Genomic DNA, 20,176 nt, shown 5'->3' on the forward strand with positions numbered 1-20,176 from the left:
GGCATGGCTTTAGGATATTTTATTCAGTACAACGGGATTAACTAATTTGAATTTTGCATAACTGGAGACTTTGGGGACAATGAATAAATTTATAAATAATTCTGACACAACCATAAATTAAGATTAAAGAATTACTTTTAAGCATAATTGAAGACGTTGCTCCTCTTCGTTTTCCAAAAAAAACACGCATTGAAATATTTCTGTAATAAACGAGTGTTCTAATCGCCGCCCCTGAAATAAAAACATCATCAAATTGTCATAATTGATGAGTAGTAAAATAGAGAATGTATATGCGTGATACCGCAACTTCCCCTTTCAATAAAGTTCTAAATTGGGCTGCTATAGCACTGTTAGTTTATATGGTACTCGTTGCAGTGGGCACCGTGAGTGGCGGTTTTAAACTTGCTTCAGGCGGAAGCGAAGGCGCTAAAGAGATTTTTGCTTTTGCCACCAATCCATTTGTTGCGCTTTTATTAGGAGCTCTAGCAACAGCACTAGTACAATCTTCTTCTACCGTTACGTCTGTCATTGTTGGTCTGGTAGCCGGTGGATTACCAATCAGCATCGCAATACCTATGGTGATGGGCGCGAATATAGGCACAACCATCACCAATACACTGGTTTCAATTGGACACATCCGTTCCAAAGAAGAGTTTCAACGTGCGTTTGCAGCTTCTACTGTGCATGACTTTTTTAACCTTATCGCCGTGGCTATTTTCCTGCCTTTAGAATTAATTTTCGGTTTACTAGAGAAAATTGCGTCTAGCATGTCACATCTTTTTGTTGGCGATACTGACCTATCATTAAAGAGCTATAACTTCATAAAACCGCTCGTAAAACCCACAGTTGGGTTAATCAAAGATGCATTAAGCTTCTTCGACGGTAAAACACTCGGTATAGCAATGGTCGTTGCAGGTATCATGCTTATTTTATTTGCTGTAACCGCGTTAGGTAAATTACTTAAAAAAGCACTTGTTGGACGAGCAAAAGATGTATTGCACAGTGCACTGGGTAAAGGCCCTCTGACTGGGATAGGATCAGGCGCATTGGTTACAGTAATGGTTCAATCATCGTCAACTACTACAAGCTTAATGATCCCACTTGCTGGCAGTGGTGTATTTACTACTAGACAGATCTACCCTTTCACGCTTGGCGCTAACATTGGCACAACCATCACAGCCTTGCTTGCAGCAACATCAATTACAGGCCCAGCCGCTGAGGTGGCTCTTACGATTGCATTAGTCCATGTATTGTTCAATGTACTCGCCGTAACTCTTATTTATGGATTACCAATGTTACGTGAGTTACCGCTAATCTGCGCAGAAAAGCTTGCCCATATCGGTGCCAATAATAAACCTGCAGCACTGGGATATGTAGTCGGCTCGTTCTTCATACTGCCAGGCCTAATTCTGATGGCAGTTCGATAGGTAGTCGCTCATCATTCATTTGTATTAAACGCCGCATACCATCGCGGCGTTTTTCATTACAATTAGCGACTTCAAAGTGGTTAAAAACCATGCTAGTTTATATATCCCACAAAAAGGAACAAACAATAACTAGTAAGGAAATGTATGACCGTAATTAGTCGTTCAGCACTCACGATCGCTTTGTCATTATGCACACTCTCCGCTTTTGGGAATACACTTGAAGAACGTTTCCCAATCACAGAGCAAGTTCAGTTAAGCGATGGTTCAAAAGTGGCAATGCCATTTCACGTTTCTGGCAACCTCACAACCGCACTTTTGGCAGTGATTAATACAAAGCACGCAGCGCAATTTATAGATCACAATGAATTCGAACCCATTGAGATAATGTGCGATGGCAAAAACACCCATCAGGGTATCGGCGTATTATATTTTCAGGATATTACCAACAGCCCGATTGGCGCTTATGCAGAAACAATCAACACGATTGGCGTCAAGCGAAAATCCGCGCCTCTTCTAGATTTACCTTGTCTGCCACCACATGCCACTAAATTTGAAAAGATGACATACTTGCTTTCTGCACAGCAAATAATGGCACAGGCCAATGCAAGCAATAGTGCGTTAGGTTTACCTGCGGACTATGCCATGTACAACCAAGATCTAAAATTAAATAATGATCTAGCTATTAAAGCTGGGATAGAGATATGGGGTTACCCCAAATCAAAGGCAGAGATAAATTACTGGATCGGTGAGCATTATGTCGATATACAAGTTGGTGACTTGCCCAGCTATGCACCCGTTGTGGAGTTTAGTTATCTGCGGAAAATTGGTACACAGACCCCCTTATTAAGTGAAGGCGATAATGTGCTACCACAAAAGCTCAATCCAAACTCGAACAAACAAGCACAACTAAAAGGTATTCTGAGTACTAATAATGGTTGGGTTCAACCGTTTATTGGGTATTTTTGGGTTGGTTCATCTACCAGTAAAACATCACAGGCACTTCGTAAAACACTGTTTGAACCTGCAGCTGTAGTCGAGTACACACAGGTTGAAGGCGTCGCGTTACCTTTATACGCTAACTAACAAGTATATATGAGCCTGCCCCTCAGGCTCTTCATATTTGTGCAATAACATGTGATTTAATTGACTTCTAAACAAATACCTATCTTGCCCTTCAGTCCCAAAATAGCGCTTGATCTCAAATTCAGACCACTATATATTAAAGTTTCAGTAATTATTGAAACTTTATAACTATGACTCTTTCACCAAAAATTGAAAACTTTGTACTCCACTGTGGGGAAATGGGTAGTCGCTGGGGCTTTAACCGAACTATTGGCCAAATGGTCGGTTTACTTGTTATTCACGAACGACCGCTTACAGCCAATGAAATTGCCGAATCGCTTAAGATAAGCCGAGGTAATGTAAGCATGGGGATCAAAGAGTTGCAATCTTGGCAGCTTGTCAAAGTAACGCATATTCCTGGTGACAGAAAAGAATATTATGCGCCAAGTGGCAGTATTTGGGATCTTGCTAATCGCGTTTTTGAAGAACGTAGAAAAAGAGAAATTGACCCCACACTCTCATTATTGCGCGATTTAATTTTAGACAGTACAGAGTCTAAAGAAGAGGAGTACGCCCTGCAACAGATCCAATCTATTCATGATTTATTAGAGACCGTCACCAAATGGTCTGCAGAGTTACAACGCCTATCCCCAGAACAATTGCAAACACTAATGAAACTAGGTTCGTCTGTTAGCAAAGTGATTGATTTGAAGGATAAATTATTGAAGAAGTCCTAGCCGTTGAGGTGCGTCATGCTTGATACCTTGCTGTTGTCACGAATACAGTTCGCTGCCAATATTAGCTTTCATATATTATTTCCTACTATCACCATTGCTTTGGCATGGTTTTTAGTTTTCTTCAAAATAAAGTACGACTTAACCGGACACCCTATTTGGCTTCGTGCCTATCGATTTTGGGTGAAAATATTTGCACTAACATTCGCACTCGGTGTGGTCAGTGGCATCACTATGTCTTTCCAGTTTGGGACAAATTGGCCTGGGTTTATGGAAAAGGTCGGCAATATTGCCGGTCCTTTGTTGGGATATGAAGTGCTGACCGCATTTTTTATGGAAGCAACGTTCCTAGGCGTCATGCTCTTTGGCATGAAACGTGTGCCCCCCAAGATTCACACCATGGCGACGTTAATTGTGGCAATTGGCACTACCCTATCAGCATTTTGGATTTTATCTTTAAACTCTTGGATGCAAACACCCGCAGGATTCGAAATAAGAGACGGTGTGATTTTTCCAACTGACTGGTTTGAGGTGATTTTTAATCCGTCATTTCCTTATCGTTTAGCACATATGCTGTTAGCTAGTGGGCTTACCGCCGCCTTTTTAATTGCAGGGGTAAGCAGTTATCGTTTGCTTAAAGGAGACGACAAACGTGCACCACAACTCACGCTCAAGGTGGCTTTAACTGTTGCGGCGATATTGGCGCCACTACAAATATTTGTGGGCGATTTGCACGGACTTAATACGCTAGCGCATCAACCTCAAAAAGTCGCTACAATGGAAGGCGCTTGGGAAACACAAAAAGGCGTGCCGCTTTTATTATTTGCAATACCGAACGAGCAAACGCGTTCAAATGACTATGAAATCGCAATACCGAATCTGGCGAGTATTATTCTTACTCATGAGAAAGATGGTGAAATCAAAGGACTCAACGAATTTAAAGAACAACACCCACCCGTGAAGCCCGTGTTTTTCAGCTTTAGGATCATGGTCGGCATGGGCATGCTCATGATCTTGGTCGCAGTATCTTTTAGATACGTTTTATGGCGTCATAGTTATCTTACCGATTGGCAGCTTAAGGTACTGGTAGCTATGAGTTTTTCAGGCTGGATAGCCACACTCGCAGGCTGGTACGTCACAGAAGTAGGACGACAGCCTTACATAGTTTCCGGAGTGCTTCGCGTGTCGGACGTGGTTACCAATGTGCCACCTCAGAATGTCGCAGTTTCTTTAGCGATTTATCTCACTGTTTATGTGTTGCTTTTAATTGCCTACGTACGCACGGTGTTCTACACCGCTAACAAGTCAGTAGAAGTAGAAGAATTTGAACCGCTAACAGTGAAGGAGCTATCGCATGCTTGAGCCAACCACTCTCTCTTATGTTTATGCATCGCTAATGGCACTTGCTGTGCTAATTTACGCAATTTTAGATGGTTATGACTTAGGTGTGGGTATATTACTTCCCACCGATAACGAGCAACAGGCAGATACCATGATAGCCTCCATTGGCCCATTTTGGGATGCCAATGAAACCTGGCTGGTATTAGCTGTAGGCTTGGCACTCATCGCGTTTCCCGTTGCTCATAGTATGATCTTACAAGCTTTGTACCTTCCCATTACTTTCATGCTTATTGGACTAATCATCCGCGGGGTGTCTTTTGATTTTCGAGCAAAAGTCAAAACCAACAGAAAGTCGATGTGGAATAAACTGTTTAAAATCGGCTCAATCATCACCTCGTTTATGCAAGGCTATATGCTAGGTTTGTATGTTATGTCATTCGAACACAGTGCGCTGACAATTTTGTTTGCGTGTTTAAGTGGCATTGGGGTTTGTGCTGCGTACGCCTTAATAGGCGCTGCTTGGCTAGTGTTAAAAACCGAGGGCGAGCTGCAACAAAAAGCCATTGCTTGGAACCAGATATTTGCCAGAATTGCGTTTTTAGGCGTCGTTGCAGTGTCCGCTATCAATCCAGTTATAAATCACAGCGTTTATGAGCGCTGGTTTGAATCAAACGTCTTTTTCTTGATACTACCATTGCCCATCATTTGCCTTGCATTATTCGTGCTGCTAGACAGAGTATTAGTTCACTTAAAAAATAGGCCTGACGCCGGAGTTTGGCTACCTTTTGTCATCGCCTCAGTCATCTTTATTTTGTGTTTTTTTGGTCTTGTTTACAGCTTCTACCCTTACATAGTACCGGGAAAACTCACTATATTTGACGCGCTTGCCGCGCCCGAGTCGCTCAGCTTTTTGTTTTACGGCGTCGTCATTGTTGTGCCCACTATCATGGCGTATACCGCGTTTTCATATCGTGTATTTTGGGGGAAAGTTCAGCCACTTTCATACTACTGACATTTTAATTAAGTAAAACAAAAACTAAGAATTTCATACACACTTGTAGGCGATATAGCCCAAACCAAAAAGGCAGCATTGTTGGAATGCTGCCTTTTTTATCCATTTTGTTGAGGGCGTTCAGAATTCTGTGTCAGCTAATTTTGGCTAGATATCTAAGACATCATCCAAGCGCCCATCAAAATGAATCGCCAGTTGAGACAATGTCATATTCCAGTTTTGAATTGGCATTGTCCATTTCTTAGAAGCATTCAATATCCCAGCATACAGTAGCTTAAGCAAGCTGTTTTCGTTTGGGAAGCCACCTTTCGTCTTGGTCAGTTTACGGAACTGGCGATGTACAGCCTCAATAGCGTTCGTGGTATAGATGGCCTTGCGAACGTACTCTGGATACTTAAAATAAACGGACAGGTTTGCCCACTTGTTTCGCCAAGAACGGAGCACTATCGGGTAATGTTGACCCCATTTGGACTCTAAACGCTCAAGTTCCATCTCTGCTGCTTCTTTGCTCACAGCGCGGTAAACTGGTTTTAGATCAGCCATGAACTCCTTTTGATGTTTGGAAGCGACGTACTTCATAGAGTTGCGGATCTGATGAATAACGCATTGCTGAACTTCTGTATTTGGGTAAATAGTTGCAATAGCTTCAGGGAAGCCTGTCAGGCCATCCACGCAGGCTATCAGGATATCTTCAACGCCACGGTTATGCAGATCCGTTAGTACAGATAGCCAGTAGTTCGCGCCTTCTGACTCGGATAGATACAGACCAAGCAGCTCCTTCTTGCCTTCGACGTTTAAGCCTAAGATAGTGTACACCGCTTTGCTGACATAGCGGCCATCTTCCTTAATTTTGTAGTGGATAGCATCAAGCCAGACGAACGGATAGAGCGCATCTAATGGTCGTTGCTGCCATTCTTTCAATTCGGGTATCAAACAGTCGGTAACGCCTGTGATGGTAGCCTCAGAAACGTCAATACCATACATATCTTCAACATGGCCGCGGATATCACGATAGCTCATGCCAAGCGAAAACATGGATAAGATCTTGCGGTCGATCTCATCAGTTAACTTAGTCTGGTTTTTCTTAACTAGCTTTGGCTCAAATGAGCCTGCACGGTCACGCGGGGTATCCAGTTCGAAAGTGCCCACTGAAGACTTAACGGTTTTCTTACTAGAACCATTTTTACGGTTAGGCTGCTCGTCATCTACAAGGTGCTGTTCCAGCTCTGCTTTTAAGGCAGCTTCGGTGATCTGTTTGATAAGAGGGGTTAAGAAGCCATCTTTGCCTGTCAGATCTTGCCCTGACTGAAGGGCTTTAATGGCTTGTTCTAAATCGAAGTCTTTGGTCATGTGTCATTCCTGTTTTCTTAATGATACTGAAATGACACAGATTTCTAAACACTACCATTTTGTTTAGCTCTCGCGCATTAAATCTGATGAACGATTAATAGATAGCTCAGCGATGCATCACCTGTTGTCGTTTTATTTGACATGAGCTTCACCTATTTTCCTTACACGCTATTGGCTCAAAGTGGTCATTTATTTTAGAAAGTAGACTGTACTTATTCATTCGAGAATCGGAAAGCATTTCAAAAAACATAACACCAGCAAACGCCCCTGAGTTAATGTAATTAACTTTATCTATCACAAGACGAGGTGTTTCAAAGTAAACATTTTTATATCGTCCTTTCGTTATTATAAATTCATTTAATTTAGACATATTTACAATATCTCTGTATGAAACATGTTCAATATTTTGGTTTTTACCATCAATAAACTTGATACCATATGACGGAATACCGATGATTAACTTGCTCGCTTCAAACCCTTTATCGATTACGTCATTAACAGCTAACTTAAAAGTATTCAAATCAGAATGATGTGCAATTTGCGAGCTTGGCCATGCCCCTGTGAAGTCATAAGCCATTAAATTTATATAATCAACATAGTTTTGCATTTGAGGTAGATATTGCGTGCCAACCCAGTCTCCGGCAAAAATATCCGTAGTCAACAACACATTGCTGGGTAAACTTAGATCTAGTTGTTTGAGCAATTCAACCAGACTAGCACTCTCTTGGGGGTCATTGCCCCCCTTACTCAGCTCATTCTGGTACGTCCAATATTCCCAATCAATATCCACACCATCTATGTTATATTTATCTACAAACCTCAACACATTTTTTATGAACACACTTTGGAGCGCGTTATTTTTTGTTATATTTAAAAAAGCCTTGCTCCCCTCTCCACTGCCGCCAATTGATATGATCACCTTTTTACCATGCTCTTTCGCTTTTTTGACCAGTGAAACAATAAAACTATCCACACTTTCGGTATGAACTTCTCCATTGGGGAGCGGGAAAATAGAAGCAATAGCTAGATAGTCAAATTGTTTCCAAGCGAGATTATTCATTTCCTTTTCCGTATGCTTCCAATAGGGGTATACGGCAATAATTGGTTTACATGCTTGAGCACTAAGTTGAAGAGAAAATAAACCACAAAAAAGTAATAAAAATAAACGTGTCATATTAGATTGCCGAAACAAGAGTGTTCAATAATTAAACACCCAACTACTTATAGTCAAGCGGATTTGTCTTTTGAATAGGGGTTGTATATCGGATATATGACGCTTTACAAATAAGCTGAAGCAAAGCACTTAGTGAATACTCAAGTTAGGCGCGAAACATTAAAAAGCCAGATAACATTATCTGGCTTTTTAATTATCCTATTAAATCTTTGGATACCCTATCCTGTCGGACAAATACCCAACACTAGTGGCGAAGTAATATGAACGGTTCCAGTGCATTAACGCTTTATAGTTATCGTACGCTAAATACATTCTGCCATTTTCGTCATCTGGCATAACGAGCGCCGCTGTTACTTTTACATTAGGTAAATCACTGCCGTCAGCGCGACGCAGGCCCAAAGCTTGCCACTGTTCGAGAGTGCGTTCTGACTGCTGCCAGTATTCCAACCATTCTTTACGTGTTTTCGTACCACGCTTAAGAATGTATTTGCTGTCAAAATTTTCGGGGAGCTTCACTTGGCGTCCCCAAGTCAAATCGTCATTCCAACCAGCTTGTTTAAGGTAATTTGCAATAGAGGCGAACGCATCGACTTCGGTTGTCCAAATATCTTTGCGACCATCTTTATTGTAATCAACTGCATAAGAGTTAAATGACGTCGGCATAAATTGGGTTTGCCCCATAGCACCAGCCCAAGAGCCTTTAAAATCATCAAGCGTGATGTGGCCCTCTTTAAGAATGTCCAATGCGGCCCACAATTGGCGCTTGTAAAGTGCTTCTCTGCGCCCATCAAAAGCCAAAGTAACTAGCGCACTGATCACTGGGTATCCGCCTTGAATACGGCCAAAATTACTTTCTAAGCCCCATAAAGCGACAATAAAGCGCGCTTGTACACCATACTCATTGGCTATTTTTTCCAAAATATCTTGATGTTGCTTATAGAGCTTACGCGCTTGATTCACTTTCCATGTTGGAACGCGTTTTGGTAAATAGGTTTCTAACGTTTCGACGACTTCAGGTTGATTTTTATCGTTGCTAATCACTTTCTTTTTGAACTTTGCTGTAGCAAAGGCCTCTTGGATTAGTTCGTCACTATATCCCTTTGCTTTTGCTTCAACTTTTAAATCAGCAACATACTGGTCGAACTTTTCTTGTGTGTTGGCAAAAACTGAGCTGGAAAGGCATAACGCGCTAACAAGCACTGTTAACTTTTTAATCACTAGACACTCCATTTTGTTTTTTAAACTGATCTAACAAGTTTTCATCTGGTGGAGGAAGCTGTAAGTAAAAGCCGTCGCTGCTTAACTTGTCCTTAACGAGCGAAATATCGGCAATTCCAAGCTTCTCACGTTTAGACAAGTCAAACATCATCACATACTGCGGGCGTCCAAACATGTTCATGAGTGGCTCAGGTACCTTGCTAAAATCATCTCGTTTTTCTACATAAAGATAAGTGTCAGCTTTTTTTGTGCTTTTATATACGGCGGTGAGCATTATAACCCTATAAATTCTTGCTTATGTCTAATCGGCACTATACCATGACACAATATGTATTTGGAAAGTTTTGCGACTTTCAATTGTATAAAAAATGGGGCCAGAACAACCCTAGAGTCCCAAACAAACTCTGTTTTTTTATTGGCATTTTGTCAACTGAGTTTGTATAAGTATTGAGTCAGCATTTTATAGAGCGCCTATGTCAGAACAAACATTTGAGTTAAAAGGAAACCTTTTTACACTATCGGTGTTGCACCTGTTCTCAGTCAATATCACCAATCTTAAAAAAGACTTAGACGAAAAGATTTCTCAAGCTCCAAAATTCTTTATTGGAGCACCTATCGTTATCAATCTCGCTAAACTCCAAGACGAACAAATTGACTTTTCAGCACTAAAACAGGCTTTGCTCGATCTACAGTTAAATCCTGTGGGCGTTTGTAACGGCAGTGCGCAACAGAATGAAGAGGCCAAAACCGCGTCTTTATCAGTTTTGAACTATAGCGAAGATATTGCAAAGCCAGTCCCTGCAGCAAACGTCACCACAGAAATTGTAGAAAAGGCGGTTTACCTACCACCACAAGTCGTCAAAACAACCGTCAGATCTGGACAACAAATTTACGCTAAAAACCGTGATTTGATTGTGATGGGTGCGGTAAGTAACGGTGCAGAAGTGATTGCTGATGGTAACATCCACATTTATGGTACTTTGAGAGGCCGCGCAATTGCAGGCGCTCAAGGTTATGAAGACGCAACAATATTTTGTCAGCGTTTTGAAGCCGAATTGGTTTCGATCAACGGTAGCTACTGGACCAGCGATTCATCACAAGGTGAACACTGGGGCCAAGCTGCACAAGTAAAACAACTAAACGATTCATTAGAAATATCAGCTTTGGTCAAAGGATAAATCAGATGGCAAAAATTATTGTCGTAACTTCAGGTAAAGGCGGTGTAGGCAAAACCACGTCTAGCGCAGCCATCGGTACAGGCCTTGCACTTAAAGGCTACAAAACAGCCATAATCGATTTTGATATTGGCCTTCGTAATTTAGACTTGATCATGGGCTGCGAACGTCGTGTAGTTTATGATTTTGTGAATGTGATCAACGGTGAAGCTAACTTAAATCAAGCGCTGATCAAAGATAAGCGTGTTGAGAAACTATATATTCTACCGGCATCACAAACACGCGACAAAGACGCGCTAACACGTGAAGGCGTAGAACGTGTCCTTAACGAAATGAAAGACAGCTTTGACTTTATCATCTGTGACTCTCCTGCTGGTATTGAAGCAGGCGCAATGATGGCGCTATATTTTGCCGATGAAGCCATAGTAACTACGAACCCAGAAGTTTCTTCTGTTCGAGATTCAGACCGTATTTTAGGTATTTTGCAAAGCAAATCTAAACGCGCTGAAGACGGTTTAGAACCGGTTAAAGAACACCTACTTCTCACACGATACAACCCAGAGCGTGTAGAAAATGGCGAAATGCTATCGGTTGAGGACGTGCAAGAAATCCTAGCAATCGACTTACTTGGTGTTATCCCTGAGTCAAAAGCCGTATTGAATGCTTCAAACTCGGGTCAGCCAGTTGTGCTAGACAGTGACTCTGACGCAGGTCAAGCATACAGTGATGCGATTAACCGCTTACTTGGCGAACTTGTTGATTTCCGTTTTCTTAATGTTGAGAAAAAGGGTTTATTAAAACGGATTTTTGGAGGTTAATGTGTCATTACTTGACTACTTTCGCTCAGAAAAGAAAAACAGTGCGTCGCTTGCTAAAGAGCGACTGCAAATTATTGTTGCGCATGAACGCTCAAAACGTGGAACACCTGATTACTTACCCCAGTTAAAACAAGATATTTTGGATGTGATCAGAAAGTACGTAAAAGTAGACTCAGATGCCGTCAATGTTCAATTTGAACAAAACGAAGATGATTTAGCTGTTTTGGAGCTTAACGTCACCTTGCCTGATGATGATAAAGAGACAAGATAACTAAATGCCAACTCATAACATCTACCTGTCGTTGCAAACACGCGCCACAGGTAGATATTATTTCCTACCCTACCTTACACATCCCACTCAGCTAACTCTTCTTTAACCAAGTCATAGCGCCACGCTTTTAGTAGATCTGGCTTCAGTAAACTCGCTCGCTCTTCGGCTGTTTTTTTCCAATTCCAGCTAATAAGTTGATTTATTTGCTTTTTAGATGCCAGTACATCCGCAGGTATGTTATGTTTTTGTGCTACTTGCTTGATTTTATTACTTAACTCTTTTGCCGCTTTTTTATATTCTGGATAGTCAATTAAACGCAGCAGCTTTTTAGGGCAATTGGGCTCACTCACAGATTTACCCTTCTCGATACAAGCGAGTATTTCTTTGCCTGAGCGATTCACTTCCATGGCTTCAACGCCTGGAATATTTCTCAATCCATTTAAAGACGTTGGTCTACGCTTGGCAATTTCAACCATATTATGTTCTTTAAGAATGAAGCTCAAAGCTAGGTTCTTTCTTTGCGCTTTATTTCGTCGCCAAGCCGCCAGCTCTTTGAGTACGGCTAAAACACGCGGCTTAAGCTGCCATGCATTTTTTATGTCTAGATAAACTTGGTCATCAGGAATGATGAACGCACGCTTTGCGGCAATTAATTCGCACTCTGAGATCACAATATCCGTAAGATTTTGTTCGCTAATACGTGTAAAAATGTTTTCAAAGCATGGCATCAGGTAAAAGACATCAGACGCAGCGTAATCAAGTTGCTTTTGCGTGAGCGGTCTTTGCAACCAGTTCGTGCGAGATTCGCTCTTATCAATTTCAACATCCAAAATGGTTTTAACCATATTGGCAAAGCCAACACAGTTTCCTTCACCAAGTAATTGCAAAGCAAATTGAGTATCAAACATAGGTGCAGGTACAAAGCCCGCAAAATTTTGAAATACCTCGATATCTTCTGACGGCGAATGGAGTACTTTTAAGACATTTGGATTTTTGAACACATCCCATAATAATGAAAAATCTAATTCAAGTAATGGGTCGATCAACCCTAAGTGGTCATTGGCAAAAACCTGTATTAGCGCGACTTCTGGATAAAGCGTTCTACGACGCATGAATTCAGTATCAAGCGCCACGACTTTAGTGTCAGCAATTTTACTAACAAATTGATTAAGCTCTACTTGTGATTGAATTACTTGATACTGCACTACGTCTCCTGGACATTATTATTTGCAAAAAAAAGCCGGCTTATGCCGGCGTTCTTTTATTCCTTTAAGGCCCTGCGTAGAATCTTACCTACGTTCGTTTTTGGTAGTTCATCTCTGAACTCTACCAATTTCGGTACCTTATAATTGGTCAAATTATCACGACAATGCTTGATTATATCCTTTTCTGTTAAGGATGGGTCTTTTTTCACGACGAAAACTTTAACCTGCTCACCACTCACATCATGAGGAATGCCGACAGCGGCAACTTCTAATACGCCTTCATGCATCGCAACTACTTCTTCAACCTCATTTGGGAAAACATTGAAGCCAGATACGATGATCATGTCTTTTTTACGGTCAACGATGTAGAAAAAGCCTTCTTCATCGAACGTTGCTATGTCACCGGTTGCAAACCAACCGTCTTTTAAGCATTCTGCAGTAGCGTCTGGGCGATTATAATAACCTGCCATCACTTGAGGGCCTTTAACACACAGCTCTCCCGCTTCGCCAAGACCTGCTTCTTCTCCGTTTTCTAGTACGATTTTCAACTCTGTACTTGGTGCTGGTAAACCGATTGAACCGTTATAACCATCAAGATCATACGGACAAATCGTCACTAATGGCGCACATTCGGTTAGACCATAGCCTTCCATCAGTTTGCTGCGCGTGACTTTTTGCCAACGTTCAGCTACTGGACGCTGAACGGCCATACCACCACCTAAAGACATTTTTAGGTGTGAGAAATCTAATTCAGCAAATCCCGGTGTATTTAACAGGCCGTTGAATAACGTGTTTACACCCGTGATCGCAGTAAATGGGTATTTTGTCAGTTCTTTTACAAATCCCGGCATGTCACGAGGGTTTGTGATCAAAATATTGCGACCACCATACTTCATAAACGTTAGGCAGTTGGCCGTTAACGCAAATATATGATAGAGCGGTAATGCAGTGATCACTATCTCTTTGCCCGAATCAAGTACCTTATCTAAACAGCCCGAAACCTGTTCTAAGTTACCCACCATGTTGCCGTGTGTCAGCATCGCACCTTTTGACACACCAGTCGTACCACCTGTGTATTGTAAAAATGCCAAATCATCCAATGTCACGTTCGGCACTTTATATGCATTTGGATCTGCACTTACCACTTTACGAAAAGGAATGGGGTTTGGCAGCGTAAACTCTGGCACCATCTTTTTAACGTGTTTAACAACAAAGTTGACCAGATGCTTCTTAACACCACCCAACATATCACCAATCTCTGTTAAAACAATGTGCTTAACTTGGGTCTGAGGGAGTGCTTTTTGCAGAGTTTGAGCGAAATTAGCCAAAATAAAAATAGCTTTTGTTTCTGAATCATTTAGCTGATGCTCTAGCTCTCTTACCGTATAAAGCGGGTTAACATTAACCACTGTACATCCTGCGCGCAAAATACCCAATATAGAAATAGGTGTTTGCAGTAAATTAGGCATCATGACAGCAATTTTGTCACCCTTACCTAATTTCAGCGTATTCTGGATGTAACTAGCAACAGCTTTGGTTTTTTCATCAACTTGTTTATAGGTTAACGTCTTGTCCATATTTGTGTATGCAGGCAAAGACGAGAATTCGGAAAAGCTTTTGTCAAACAATTCAAGCAACGAGTTGTAATGTTCTGGGTCAATAGTTTCAGGCATCCCTTCTGGATAGCGCTTTAGCCAGATTTTTTCCACTCTTAGCTCCTGTGTTTTAGTTATTTTTTTGATACTTAACCTTAATCGATATAAGGCGCTTTAACAATTGAGCAAATACTCTAATGCGGGGATATTCCCACATTTGTTGCTAATATACAATCAGGATACGGTAAATCTATTCAGGTGCTGTTCAATTAGTCGTGCACATTGAGATGGGTTTTCCATATGGCAATGATGGCCACCTGAAACTCGCTCAATCTGTAAGTTATTGAACTTTTTAGCGAAGGTACTTTTATTTAACTGAATAAATTCATAGCCCTGAGTGCCTTCAATAAGTAAGCTAGGGGTGTTCACATCTGACAGTATTTCAAGTGCTTGAGCTTGAGTAAAACGAAACGCTGACTGGGTTTTTAGTCGAGGGTCCGTCGTCAAATAGTATCCGCCTTCAACCTTTTGAGAATTTCTTTGCATTAGTAACGCTGCGTTTTCATATCCCAAATCTCCCGCATTGCTTCGAGCAACAGCAAGCGTATTAAAGTTTGAATAGAGCCGTTTACTATACTGGTCGGTATGTTGACGCTGCTTAAACGCATCGAGTATTTGTTGTTTTAATGCTGGAGGCTCCGTACACACTAAACCAAACCCCTCAATCATGGTCAGTGTTTTGACTCGTCTTGGGTATAACGACGTAAATAAACCACAGATCATCGCCCCCATTGAGTGCCCAACTAAATGGCACTGTTCTAATTTAAGCGCATCAACTAGGCGTAATAGATCATAGACATAGTCAATAAAGTAGTAGTGTGCATCGTTAGAGCGCCAATTTGACATACCATGACCGATTTGATCGATGCTGATCCATTGCCTATGGCCGCTAAGATGTTCGAAAAGAGGCGCAAAGCTGTTACTGTTATCAAGCCAACCATGTAAGCAGATCACGGTTTCTTTATCATTACCATATATTTGCCCAGACAGCCCAAGTTGCGCTAATACCCCCTCTACATCCTGATGTTCAGTCATCACTTTTCTCTTTCATTGTACTTCCTATGCCCTCTATCCTACTGCAACTTAGTTTCGATTCAATCACTAAGGGCGTATCAAATTCGCTTTTTTGTGAACAGAATAAAAATATAGTCATCACATTTTGATGTGATTAAGGGTATGATATGCGCGAAATTACACGGGGATCCAAAAGGTTTAGTCAAATGAAAAAAACGATAAGTTTAATCGCTTCGGGGATATTATTCGCTGCTAATGCCAGCGCGGAATCGGCGCCAAAAAACATCATTTTTATGATCGGTGACGGTATGGGGCCAGCTTATACAACAGCATACCGATACTATATGGATGACAAGTCAACACCTGACGTTGAACAAACTGTTTTTGATTCAATTTTGGTGGGTATGGCGCGCACTTACCCAGATGATAAAACTGTTGTTACTGACAGCGCAGCCGCCGCAACCGCGCTCAGCACCGGGCAAAAAACTTACAATGGTGCAATTGCAGTTTCAACCGATAAAAAGCCCATTAAGACAATGTTGGAAGTGGCTAAAGAAAAAGGAATGACCACCGCTTTAGTTGCAACATCTCAAGTTAATCATGCAACTCCAGCGAGTTTCGTTGCACACAATGATTACCGTCGCAACTACGATGACATTGCAAACGACTTTGTTGATAACCGAATTAATGGCAAATTGCCGGTAGACCTTATTTTAGGCGGCGGTACTGAGTATTTTATCCGCGATGATAGAAACATCGTCGAGGAGTTTAAAAAAGCAGGCTATATCTATACAGATTCATTATCTAGCTTAAATTCCTTAGATAAGTTACCAGCAATCGGCTTATTCGCGCCCAAAGGCCTACCTCATGCAATCGATCAAGACCCTAATCGCCTAGAGAAAATGACCAACAAAACGCTGTCGTTACTTGATAAACAAAATGACAAAGGCTTTTTTGCGATGATTGAAGGCAGCCAAATAGATTGGTGTGCACATAGCAACGATATCGCCTGTGCGATGCATGAAATGCATGATTTCGCAAATGCTATCAAAGCCGTTAAGCGATATATTGATTCACACCCTGATACTTTGCTGGTCGTCACTGCGGATCATTCAACCGGAGGGGTTACATTAGGTGCTAATGGTCAATACCGCTGGGAACGCGATATAGTGAAAGGCATTAAAGGTTCTGCAGAGCCGATCGCAAAACAATTATTGGCAGCACAAGACATGGAAAATGTTTGGGTAACACAGACAAACCTTGCTTTTGATAAGCAAACCCAGCTCAAGTTGCAAAGTGCTAAAAATATCGACTTAAAAGCATTAACTAACACAGTTAAACAAATTATAAATGAAGCGAGCTACACAGGCTGGACGACCACAGGTCACACCGCAGTTGATGTACAAGTGTTTGCATACGGTCAAGGCGCTGAGCACTTTATTGGTGGTCAAAACAATACTGACATTGCAGCCAAACTGCTCGAGTTTGTAAGCAAATAATTAAATTTTAAGAAGCGGTGTTGTGCACCGCTTTCTCCTGCTCTGACAACAACTGAATCGCGTCATCTATGGGCATTGCTTTGTAATAAAAATACCCTTGTACATAATCAATCTGAGCCTCAATCACCAAGTTTTCAACGACTGTAGCCGCTTCTGACAATACGTTATGTCTATGTAGTTGAACTTACGAAGAATTGAATCCTACACCCAAATCCATCTTATTTGCTTTTAGTGTAGAGAAAAACAGAATTGCTGATGAATAATTTTGTGTGAATATTTTTTAATCGCTTACGCGTAAACGCTCACTCCGATTAAACTCTCAACTTCACTGCGACGTTGCTGATTATTGATAGCCATGTAAGTACCGATAGCTTTACTGGTTTTGTAGTCTGGTTGATCGTAAATCGTTGACTTAAAATCGTTTTGTAGTTTTTTTGCAAGCTCTATACCTTGCGAGGAACTTTTGACGAAATTTGCAGTTTCTTGAGGTGCGGGTGCAGAATTACGCTCAGACTCAACCTTTTTAACTTGAGGTTTTACCTGATACGTATTTTGATTTTGTACGATGAGTTGGGTTTTCATGCTCTGCACCGCTTAAACGTCTACTAATAAAAATATAAGATTATTCGCGCCCTGGCAACTTTTTCCAAGTGACAGTATCACGTACATAATGTGGTTGAGCTTCTGCGGCTGTAACCGTGTTGCCCATTTCAAACGCTTTATCACCAAGCTCCAACATATAGAATGCGTCTGGTAAAGTGATCTCTTCATCCGCCAGCAAACCTTTTTCCTGCGCAACTTCAGGATACGCTGACCATGCGGTTCCAACCGCGCATATATCATTATCGTATTGCTTCACATCCGCAGGGGCACAAACCACTTCTTCTCCAACCAGCGCTACGCCTGCGTCTTTATCGATTACATACTCTGCGAAATAAATTTCACCCATGCGTGCATCAATGCCACTCACTACATGTGTTTGACTACTTTCGCGAGCCGCTTGCAATGCCATCGCTTCTAACGTAGAAACGCCGGCCAGTTTCAAGTTTGCTGAAAATGCTAAACCTTGCGCAATGGCGACACTTACACGTACCCCAGTAAAACTTCCAGGACCGCGGCCGTACACAATGCCATCGAGATCATTAAGCTGACAACCCGCCTGAGATAACATTCGTTCAATTTCCGGCAGTATTTTTTGACTGTGTTGCTGAGGACACACTTCAAAGTGGCGATAAGTTTGACCTTGGTAGTGAAGCGCTAAACTTAAAGCCTCGGTAGATGCATCAATCGCTAACAGATTATTTTTCATATTATTCAATGTTCTCTAGAAATTTTGTTGCTGTGTCCAAGCTACGTGTACGCTTCATAGCTGGTAAGCTCTTTAAAAAAGTTTGCCCGTATTTTCGCGTAACTAGGCGATTATCGCAAATCACAAGTACGCCTTTGTCTGCTCTATCACGAATTAATCGCCCTACGCCTTGCTTGAGACTTATGACCGCCTGTGGTAATTGAATCGCCGAAAACGGTTCCTTACCTTGCATTTCTGCATCCGCCATACGCGCTTGTAATAGGGGATCATCTGGTGATGTGAAAGGCAGCTTATCAATGAGCACGCAACTGAGCGCGTCACCTCGAACATCTACACCTTCCCAAAATGACGCTGTGCCCAACAGAACCGCATTACCATGGCGAACGAATTGTTCCAATATAATGCGCTTTGACGACTGCCCTTGCATAAAAATGGGATATTCTAGCGATGTACTTAGCCCTTCATAAACTAAGTGCATTACTCGGTAACTTGTAAAAAGCAAAAAGGTACGCCCTTTAGCTGCTTCAATAACCTGCTTAGCTATTTTAACCAATGTGTGCGGCATCAAATCATCGCCCGTCTCAGGCAAGTAACGAGGAAGACATAACAGCGCTTGGTTTTCGTAGTCAAATGGGCTCGCCACAATACTCTGATGCACAGGTGTAAGACCTAAACTGGCATTAAAATGCGCCAGAGAGTTATCAACCGACAAGGTGGCCGACGTAAACACAAAGCTGGCCTTGGTTTTTTCTATTATCTCTTTAAATTTTAGTGATACGTCGAGCGGCGTAATATGTACAGACACAAAACGGCGAGTGGTTTCAAACCAATAACTAAAGCCGGTTTGTGATACATCAAAGGCGCGTTCAAGTTGGCCTTTAAACTTTAACACGCGCTCGAATGGATGCTCGATTTTTTCACTTCTATCCAAACACGTTTTCAGCACTTTGTACAAAAAGTCTAAATCGCTGATAACACGATGCAACGCATCACAAACCAATTTATTCGACAACGCTGCTCGCCAATCACCCCGACCACCATCCACGCCAAACGAAATTCGCAAATCTGCAACACTGGTTTCAAGCTTATTTAGGGTTTTACCAAGTTGCAGCATATCTGGGATATCTGAACGGTAAATGAGGCGAATGTCGTTAATTAGGTCGACAAGTTGTTTGGTGTTTACAGTCTCGCCAAAGTAATCACTGGCAATTTGCGCTAGCTGGTGCGCTTCATCAAAAATGTAGTTATCAGCCGTTGGCATCAACTCGGCAAAGCCAGAATCTTTCACCGCCATATCCGCAAAAAATAAGTGATGATTAATCACCACTAAATCAGCTTCCATGGCTTTTAAACGCGCTTTTCGTATATAACAGCTTTGAAAATCAGGGCAATCTTTACCCAAACAGTTGTCTGAAGTTGAATTAACGTACGGCAGCACCTTGGCATCTTCTTCAATGCCTACACAATCTGCTAAATCACCAGTGTCCGTCTCTGTAGCAAACTTCGCCACCATCGCCAGCTGGTGCATAATGTCAGGGTCGTCGCTAGGTACATGGGCAACATGTTGAGACAATCGATAGGTACACAGGTAATTTGCACGCCCCTTTAAAAGTGCCGTGGTTTTACCTACTTTCAAAGCTTTTTGTAAGGCAGGAAGGTCGCGGTGATACAGCTGTTCTTGTAACGCTTTAGAACCAGTAGAAATTATCGATTTCTGTTTTGCTAATAAGACCGGCGCGAGATAGGCGAATGTTTTTCCGGTACCTGTACCTGCTTCAACAACGCACTGGCCATTTTGGGCAATGGTTTGCTCAATCGCGACCGCCATTTCTATTTGCGGCTGACGAGGCGTATAACCGGGAAACTGTATCGCAAGGGGGCCTTGCTCGCTAAAAACCTGCTGAATGGACAA

At 41.8% G+C, this 20,176-nt stretch carries 20 protein-coding genes; 9 read left to right on the forward strand and 11 right to left on the reverse strand.

What is annotated here, in order from left to right; genetic code table 11:
* The first annotated feature begins 290 nt into the window (after positions 1 to 290).
* The 5 genes from AC5FX4_RS18465 to AC5FX4_RS18485 all read left to right on the forward strand — a co-directional run bounded on the left by AC5FX4_RS18465 (position 291) and on the right by AC5FX4_RS18485 (position 5,576).
* Entirely contained in the window at positions 291 to 1,427 is a 1,137-nt protein-coding gene (locus AC5FX4_RS18465; protein WP_493607888.1) for a Na/Pi symporter, read from the forward strand.
* 144 nt (positions 1,428 to 1,571) lie between these two features.
* Positions 1,572 to 2,510, forward strand: a complete 939-nt coding sequence (locus AC5FX4_RS18470) for an acetoacetate decarboxylase family protein (RefSeq protein ID WP_493607889.1) — start codon at positions 1,572 to 1,574, stop codon at positions 2,508 to 2,510.
* A 170-nt stretch (positions 2,511 to 2,680) separates the two neighbouring features.
* On the forward strand, positions 2,681 to 3,226 hold the full coding sequence (locus AC5FX4_RS18475) for a GbsR/MarR family transcriptional regulator (protein WP_493607890.1): 546 nt from the start codon (positions 2,681 to 2,683) through the stop codon (positions 3,224 to 3,226).
* A 15-nt stretch (positions 3,227 to 3,241) separates the two neighbouring features.
* Entirely contained in the window at positions 3,242 to 4,585 is a 1,344-nt protein-coding gene (locus AC5FX4_RS18480) for a cytochrome ubiquinol oxidase subunit I (protein ID WP_493607891.1), read from the forward strand.
* The gene (locus AC5FX4_RS18485; RefSeq protein WP_493607892.1) at positions 4,578 to 5,576 is read left to right on the forward strand and encodes a cytochrome d ubiquinol oxidase subunit II; all 999 of its coding nucleotides are present in this window, start codon (positions 4,578 to 4,580) and stop codon (positions 5,574 to 5,576) included. Before AC5FX4_RS18480 ends, AC5FX4_RS18485 begins: the two co-directional genes overlap by 8 nt.
* A 147-nt stretch (positions 5,577 to 5,723) precedes the next feature.
* Here the strand turns inward: AC5FX4_RS18485 and AC5FX4_RS18490 are convergent, their stop codons facing one another.
* The 4 genes from AC5FX4_RS18490 to AC5FX4_RS18505 all read right to left on the reverse strand — a co-directional run bounded on the left by AC5FX4_RS18490 (position 5,724) and on the right by AC5FX4_RS18505 (position 9,592).
* Positions 5,724 to 6,926 (reverse strand): IS256 family transposase, encoded by a 1,203-nt coding sequence (locus AC5FX4_RS18490; protein WP_493605020.1) that lies wholly within the window; start codon positions 6,924 to 6,926, stop codon positions 5,724 to 5,726.
* A 148-nt stretch (positions 6,927 to 7,074) separates the two neighbouring features.
* Positions 7,075 to 8,100 (reverse strand): glycoside hydrolase family 18 protein, encoded by a 1,026-nt coding sequence (locus AC5FX4_RS18495; protein ID WP_493607893.1) that lies wholly within the window; start codon positions 8,098 to 8,100, stop codon positions 7,075 to 7,077.
* A gap of 201 nt (positions 8,101 to 8,301) precedes the next feature.
* The gene (locus tag AC5FX4_RS18500; RefSeq protein WP_493607894.1) at positions 8,302 to 9,318 is read right to left on the reverse strand and encodes a lytic murein transglycosylase; all 1,017 of its coding nucleotides are present in this window, start codon (positions 9,316 to 9,318) and stop codon (positions 8,302 to 8,304) included.
* The gene (locus AC5FX4_RS18505; protein ID WP_493607895.1) at positions 9,311 to 9,592 is read right to left on the reverse strand and encodes a YcgL domain-containing protein; all 282 of its coding nucleotides are present in this window, start codon (positions 9,590 to 9,592) and stop codon (positions 9,311 to 9,313) included. Before AC5FX4_RS18505 ends, AC5FX4_RS18500 begins: the two co-directional genes overlap by 8 nt.
* A gap of 199 nt (positions 9,593 to 9,791) precedes the next feature.
* Here AC5FX4_RS18505 and minC point away from each other — a divergent pair, with 199 nt between their 5' ends.
* The 3 genes from minC to minE are packed head-to-tail and all read left to right on the forward strand — an operon-like array spanning position 9,792 to position 11,582.
* Positions 9,792 to 10,496, forward strand: a complete 705-nt coding sequence (minC, locus tag AC5FX4_RS18510) for a septum site-determining protein MinC (protein WP_493607896.1) — start codon at positions 9,792 to 9,794, stop codon at positions 10,494 to 10,496.
* Between the two features lie 5 nt (positions 10,497 to 10,501).
* The gene (gene minD, locus AC5FX4_RS18515; RefSeq protein WP_493607897.1) at positions 10,502 to 11,311 is read left to right on the forward strand and encodes a septum site-determining protein MinD; all 810 of its coding nucleotides are present in this window, start codon (positions 10,502 to 10,504) and stop codon (positions 11,309 to 11,311) included.
* A 1-nt stretch (position 11,312) separates the two neighbouring features.
* On the forward strand, positions 11,313 to 11,582 hold the full coding sequence (gene minE, locus AC5FX4_RS18520; RefSeq protein WP_493607898.1) for a cell division topological specificity factor MinE: 270 nt from the start codon (positions 11,313 to 11,315) through the stop codon (positions 11,580 to 11,582).
* Between the two features lie 74 nt (positions 11,583 to 11,656).
* On the opposite strand, the gene rnd is transcribed toward minE, so the two are convergent.
* From rnd to AC5FX4_RS18535, 3 genes are all read right to left on the reverse strand, one after another.
* A complete protein-coding gene (gene rnd, locus AC5FX4_RS18525; protein WP_493607899.1) occupies positions 11,657 to 12,787 on the reverse strand; it encodes a ribonuclease D in 1,131 nt (376 codons plus the stop codon).
* Positions 12,788 to 12,843: 56 nt separating this feature from the next.
* Positions 12,844 to 14,496: a long-chain-fatty-acid--CoA ligase FadD gene (gene fadD / locus AC5FX4_RS18530; protein WP_493607900.1), complete on the reverse strand. Its 1,653-nt coding sequence runs from the start codon at positions 14,494 to 14,496 to the stop codon at positions 12,844 to 12,846.
* A gap of 120 nt (positions 14,497 to 14,616) precedes the next feature.
* The gene (locus AC5FX4_RS18535; RefSeq protein ID WP_493607901.1) at positions 14,617 to 15,477 is read right to left on the reverse strand and encodes an alpha/beta fold hydrolase; all 861 of its coding nucleotides are present in this window, start codon (positions 15,475 to 15,477) and stop codon (positions 14,617 to 14,619) included.
* 185 nt (positions 15,478 to 15,662) lie between these two features.
* Between AC5FX4_RS18535 and AC5FX4_RS18540 the strand changes: the two genes are divergently transcribed.
* Positions 15,663 to 16,955: an alkaline phosphatase gene (locus tag AC5FX4_RS18540; protein WP_493607902.1), complete on the forward strand. Its 1,293-nt coding sequence runs from the start codon at positions 15,663 to 15,665 to the stop codon at positions 16,953 to 16,955.
* Between the two features lie 7 nt (positions 16,956 to 16,962).
* Here AC5FX4_RS18540 and AC5FX4_RS18545 read toward each other — a convergent pair whose 3' ends face one another.
* From AC5FX4_RS18545 to yoaA, 4 genes are all read right to left on the reverse strand, one after another.
* Positions 16,963 to 17,115 (reverse strand): hypothetical protein, encoded by a 153-nt coding sequence (locus tag AC5FX4_RS18545; protein ID WP_493607903.1) that lies wholly within the window; start codon positions 17,113 to 17,115, stop codon positions 16,963 to 16,965.
* 128 nt (positions 17,116 to 17,243) lie between these two features.
* Positions 17,244 to 17,537 (reverse strand): hypothetical protein, encoded by a 294-nt coding sequence (locus AC5FX4_RS18550; protein ID WP_493607904.1) that lies wholly within the window; start codon positions 17,535 to 17,537, stop codon positions 17,244 to 17,246.
* Positions 17,538 to 17,577: 40 nt separating this feature from the next.
* Positions 17,578 to 18,264 carry a tRNA (adenosine(37)-N6)-threonylcarbamoyltransferase complex dimerization subunit type 1 TsaB gene (tsaB, locus tag AC5FX4_RS18555; protein WP_493607905.1) on the reverse strand — a complete coding sequence of 229 codons (687 nt, stop codon included), beginning with the start codon at positions 18,262 to 18,264 and terminating at the stop codon, positions 17,578 to 17,580.
* Position 18,265: 1 nt separating this feature from the next.
* Entirely contained in the window at positions 18,266 to 20,176 is a 1,911-nt protein-coding gene (gene yoaA, locus AC5FX4_RS18560) for a DNA repair helicase YoaA (protein WP_493607906.1), read from the reverse strand.

It is taken from the genome of Pseudoalteromonas sp. ATL1, from assembly GCF_058933015.1.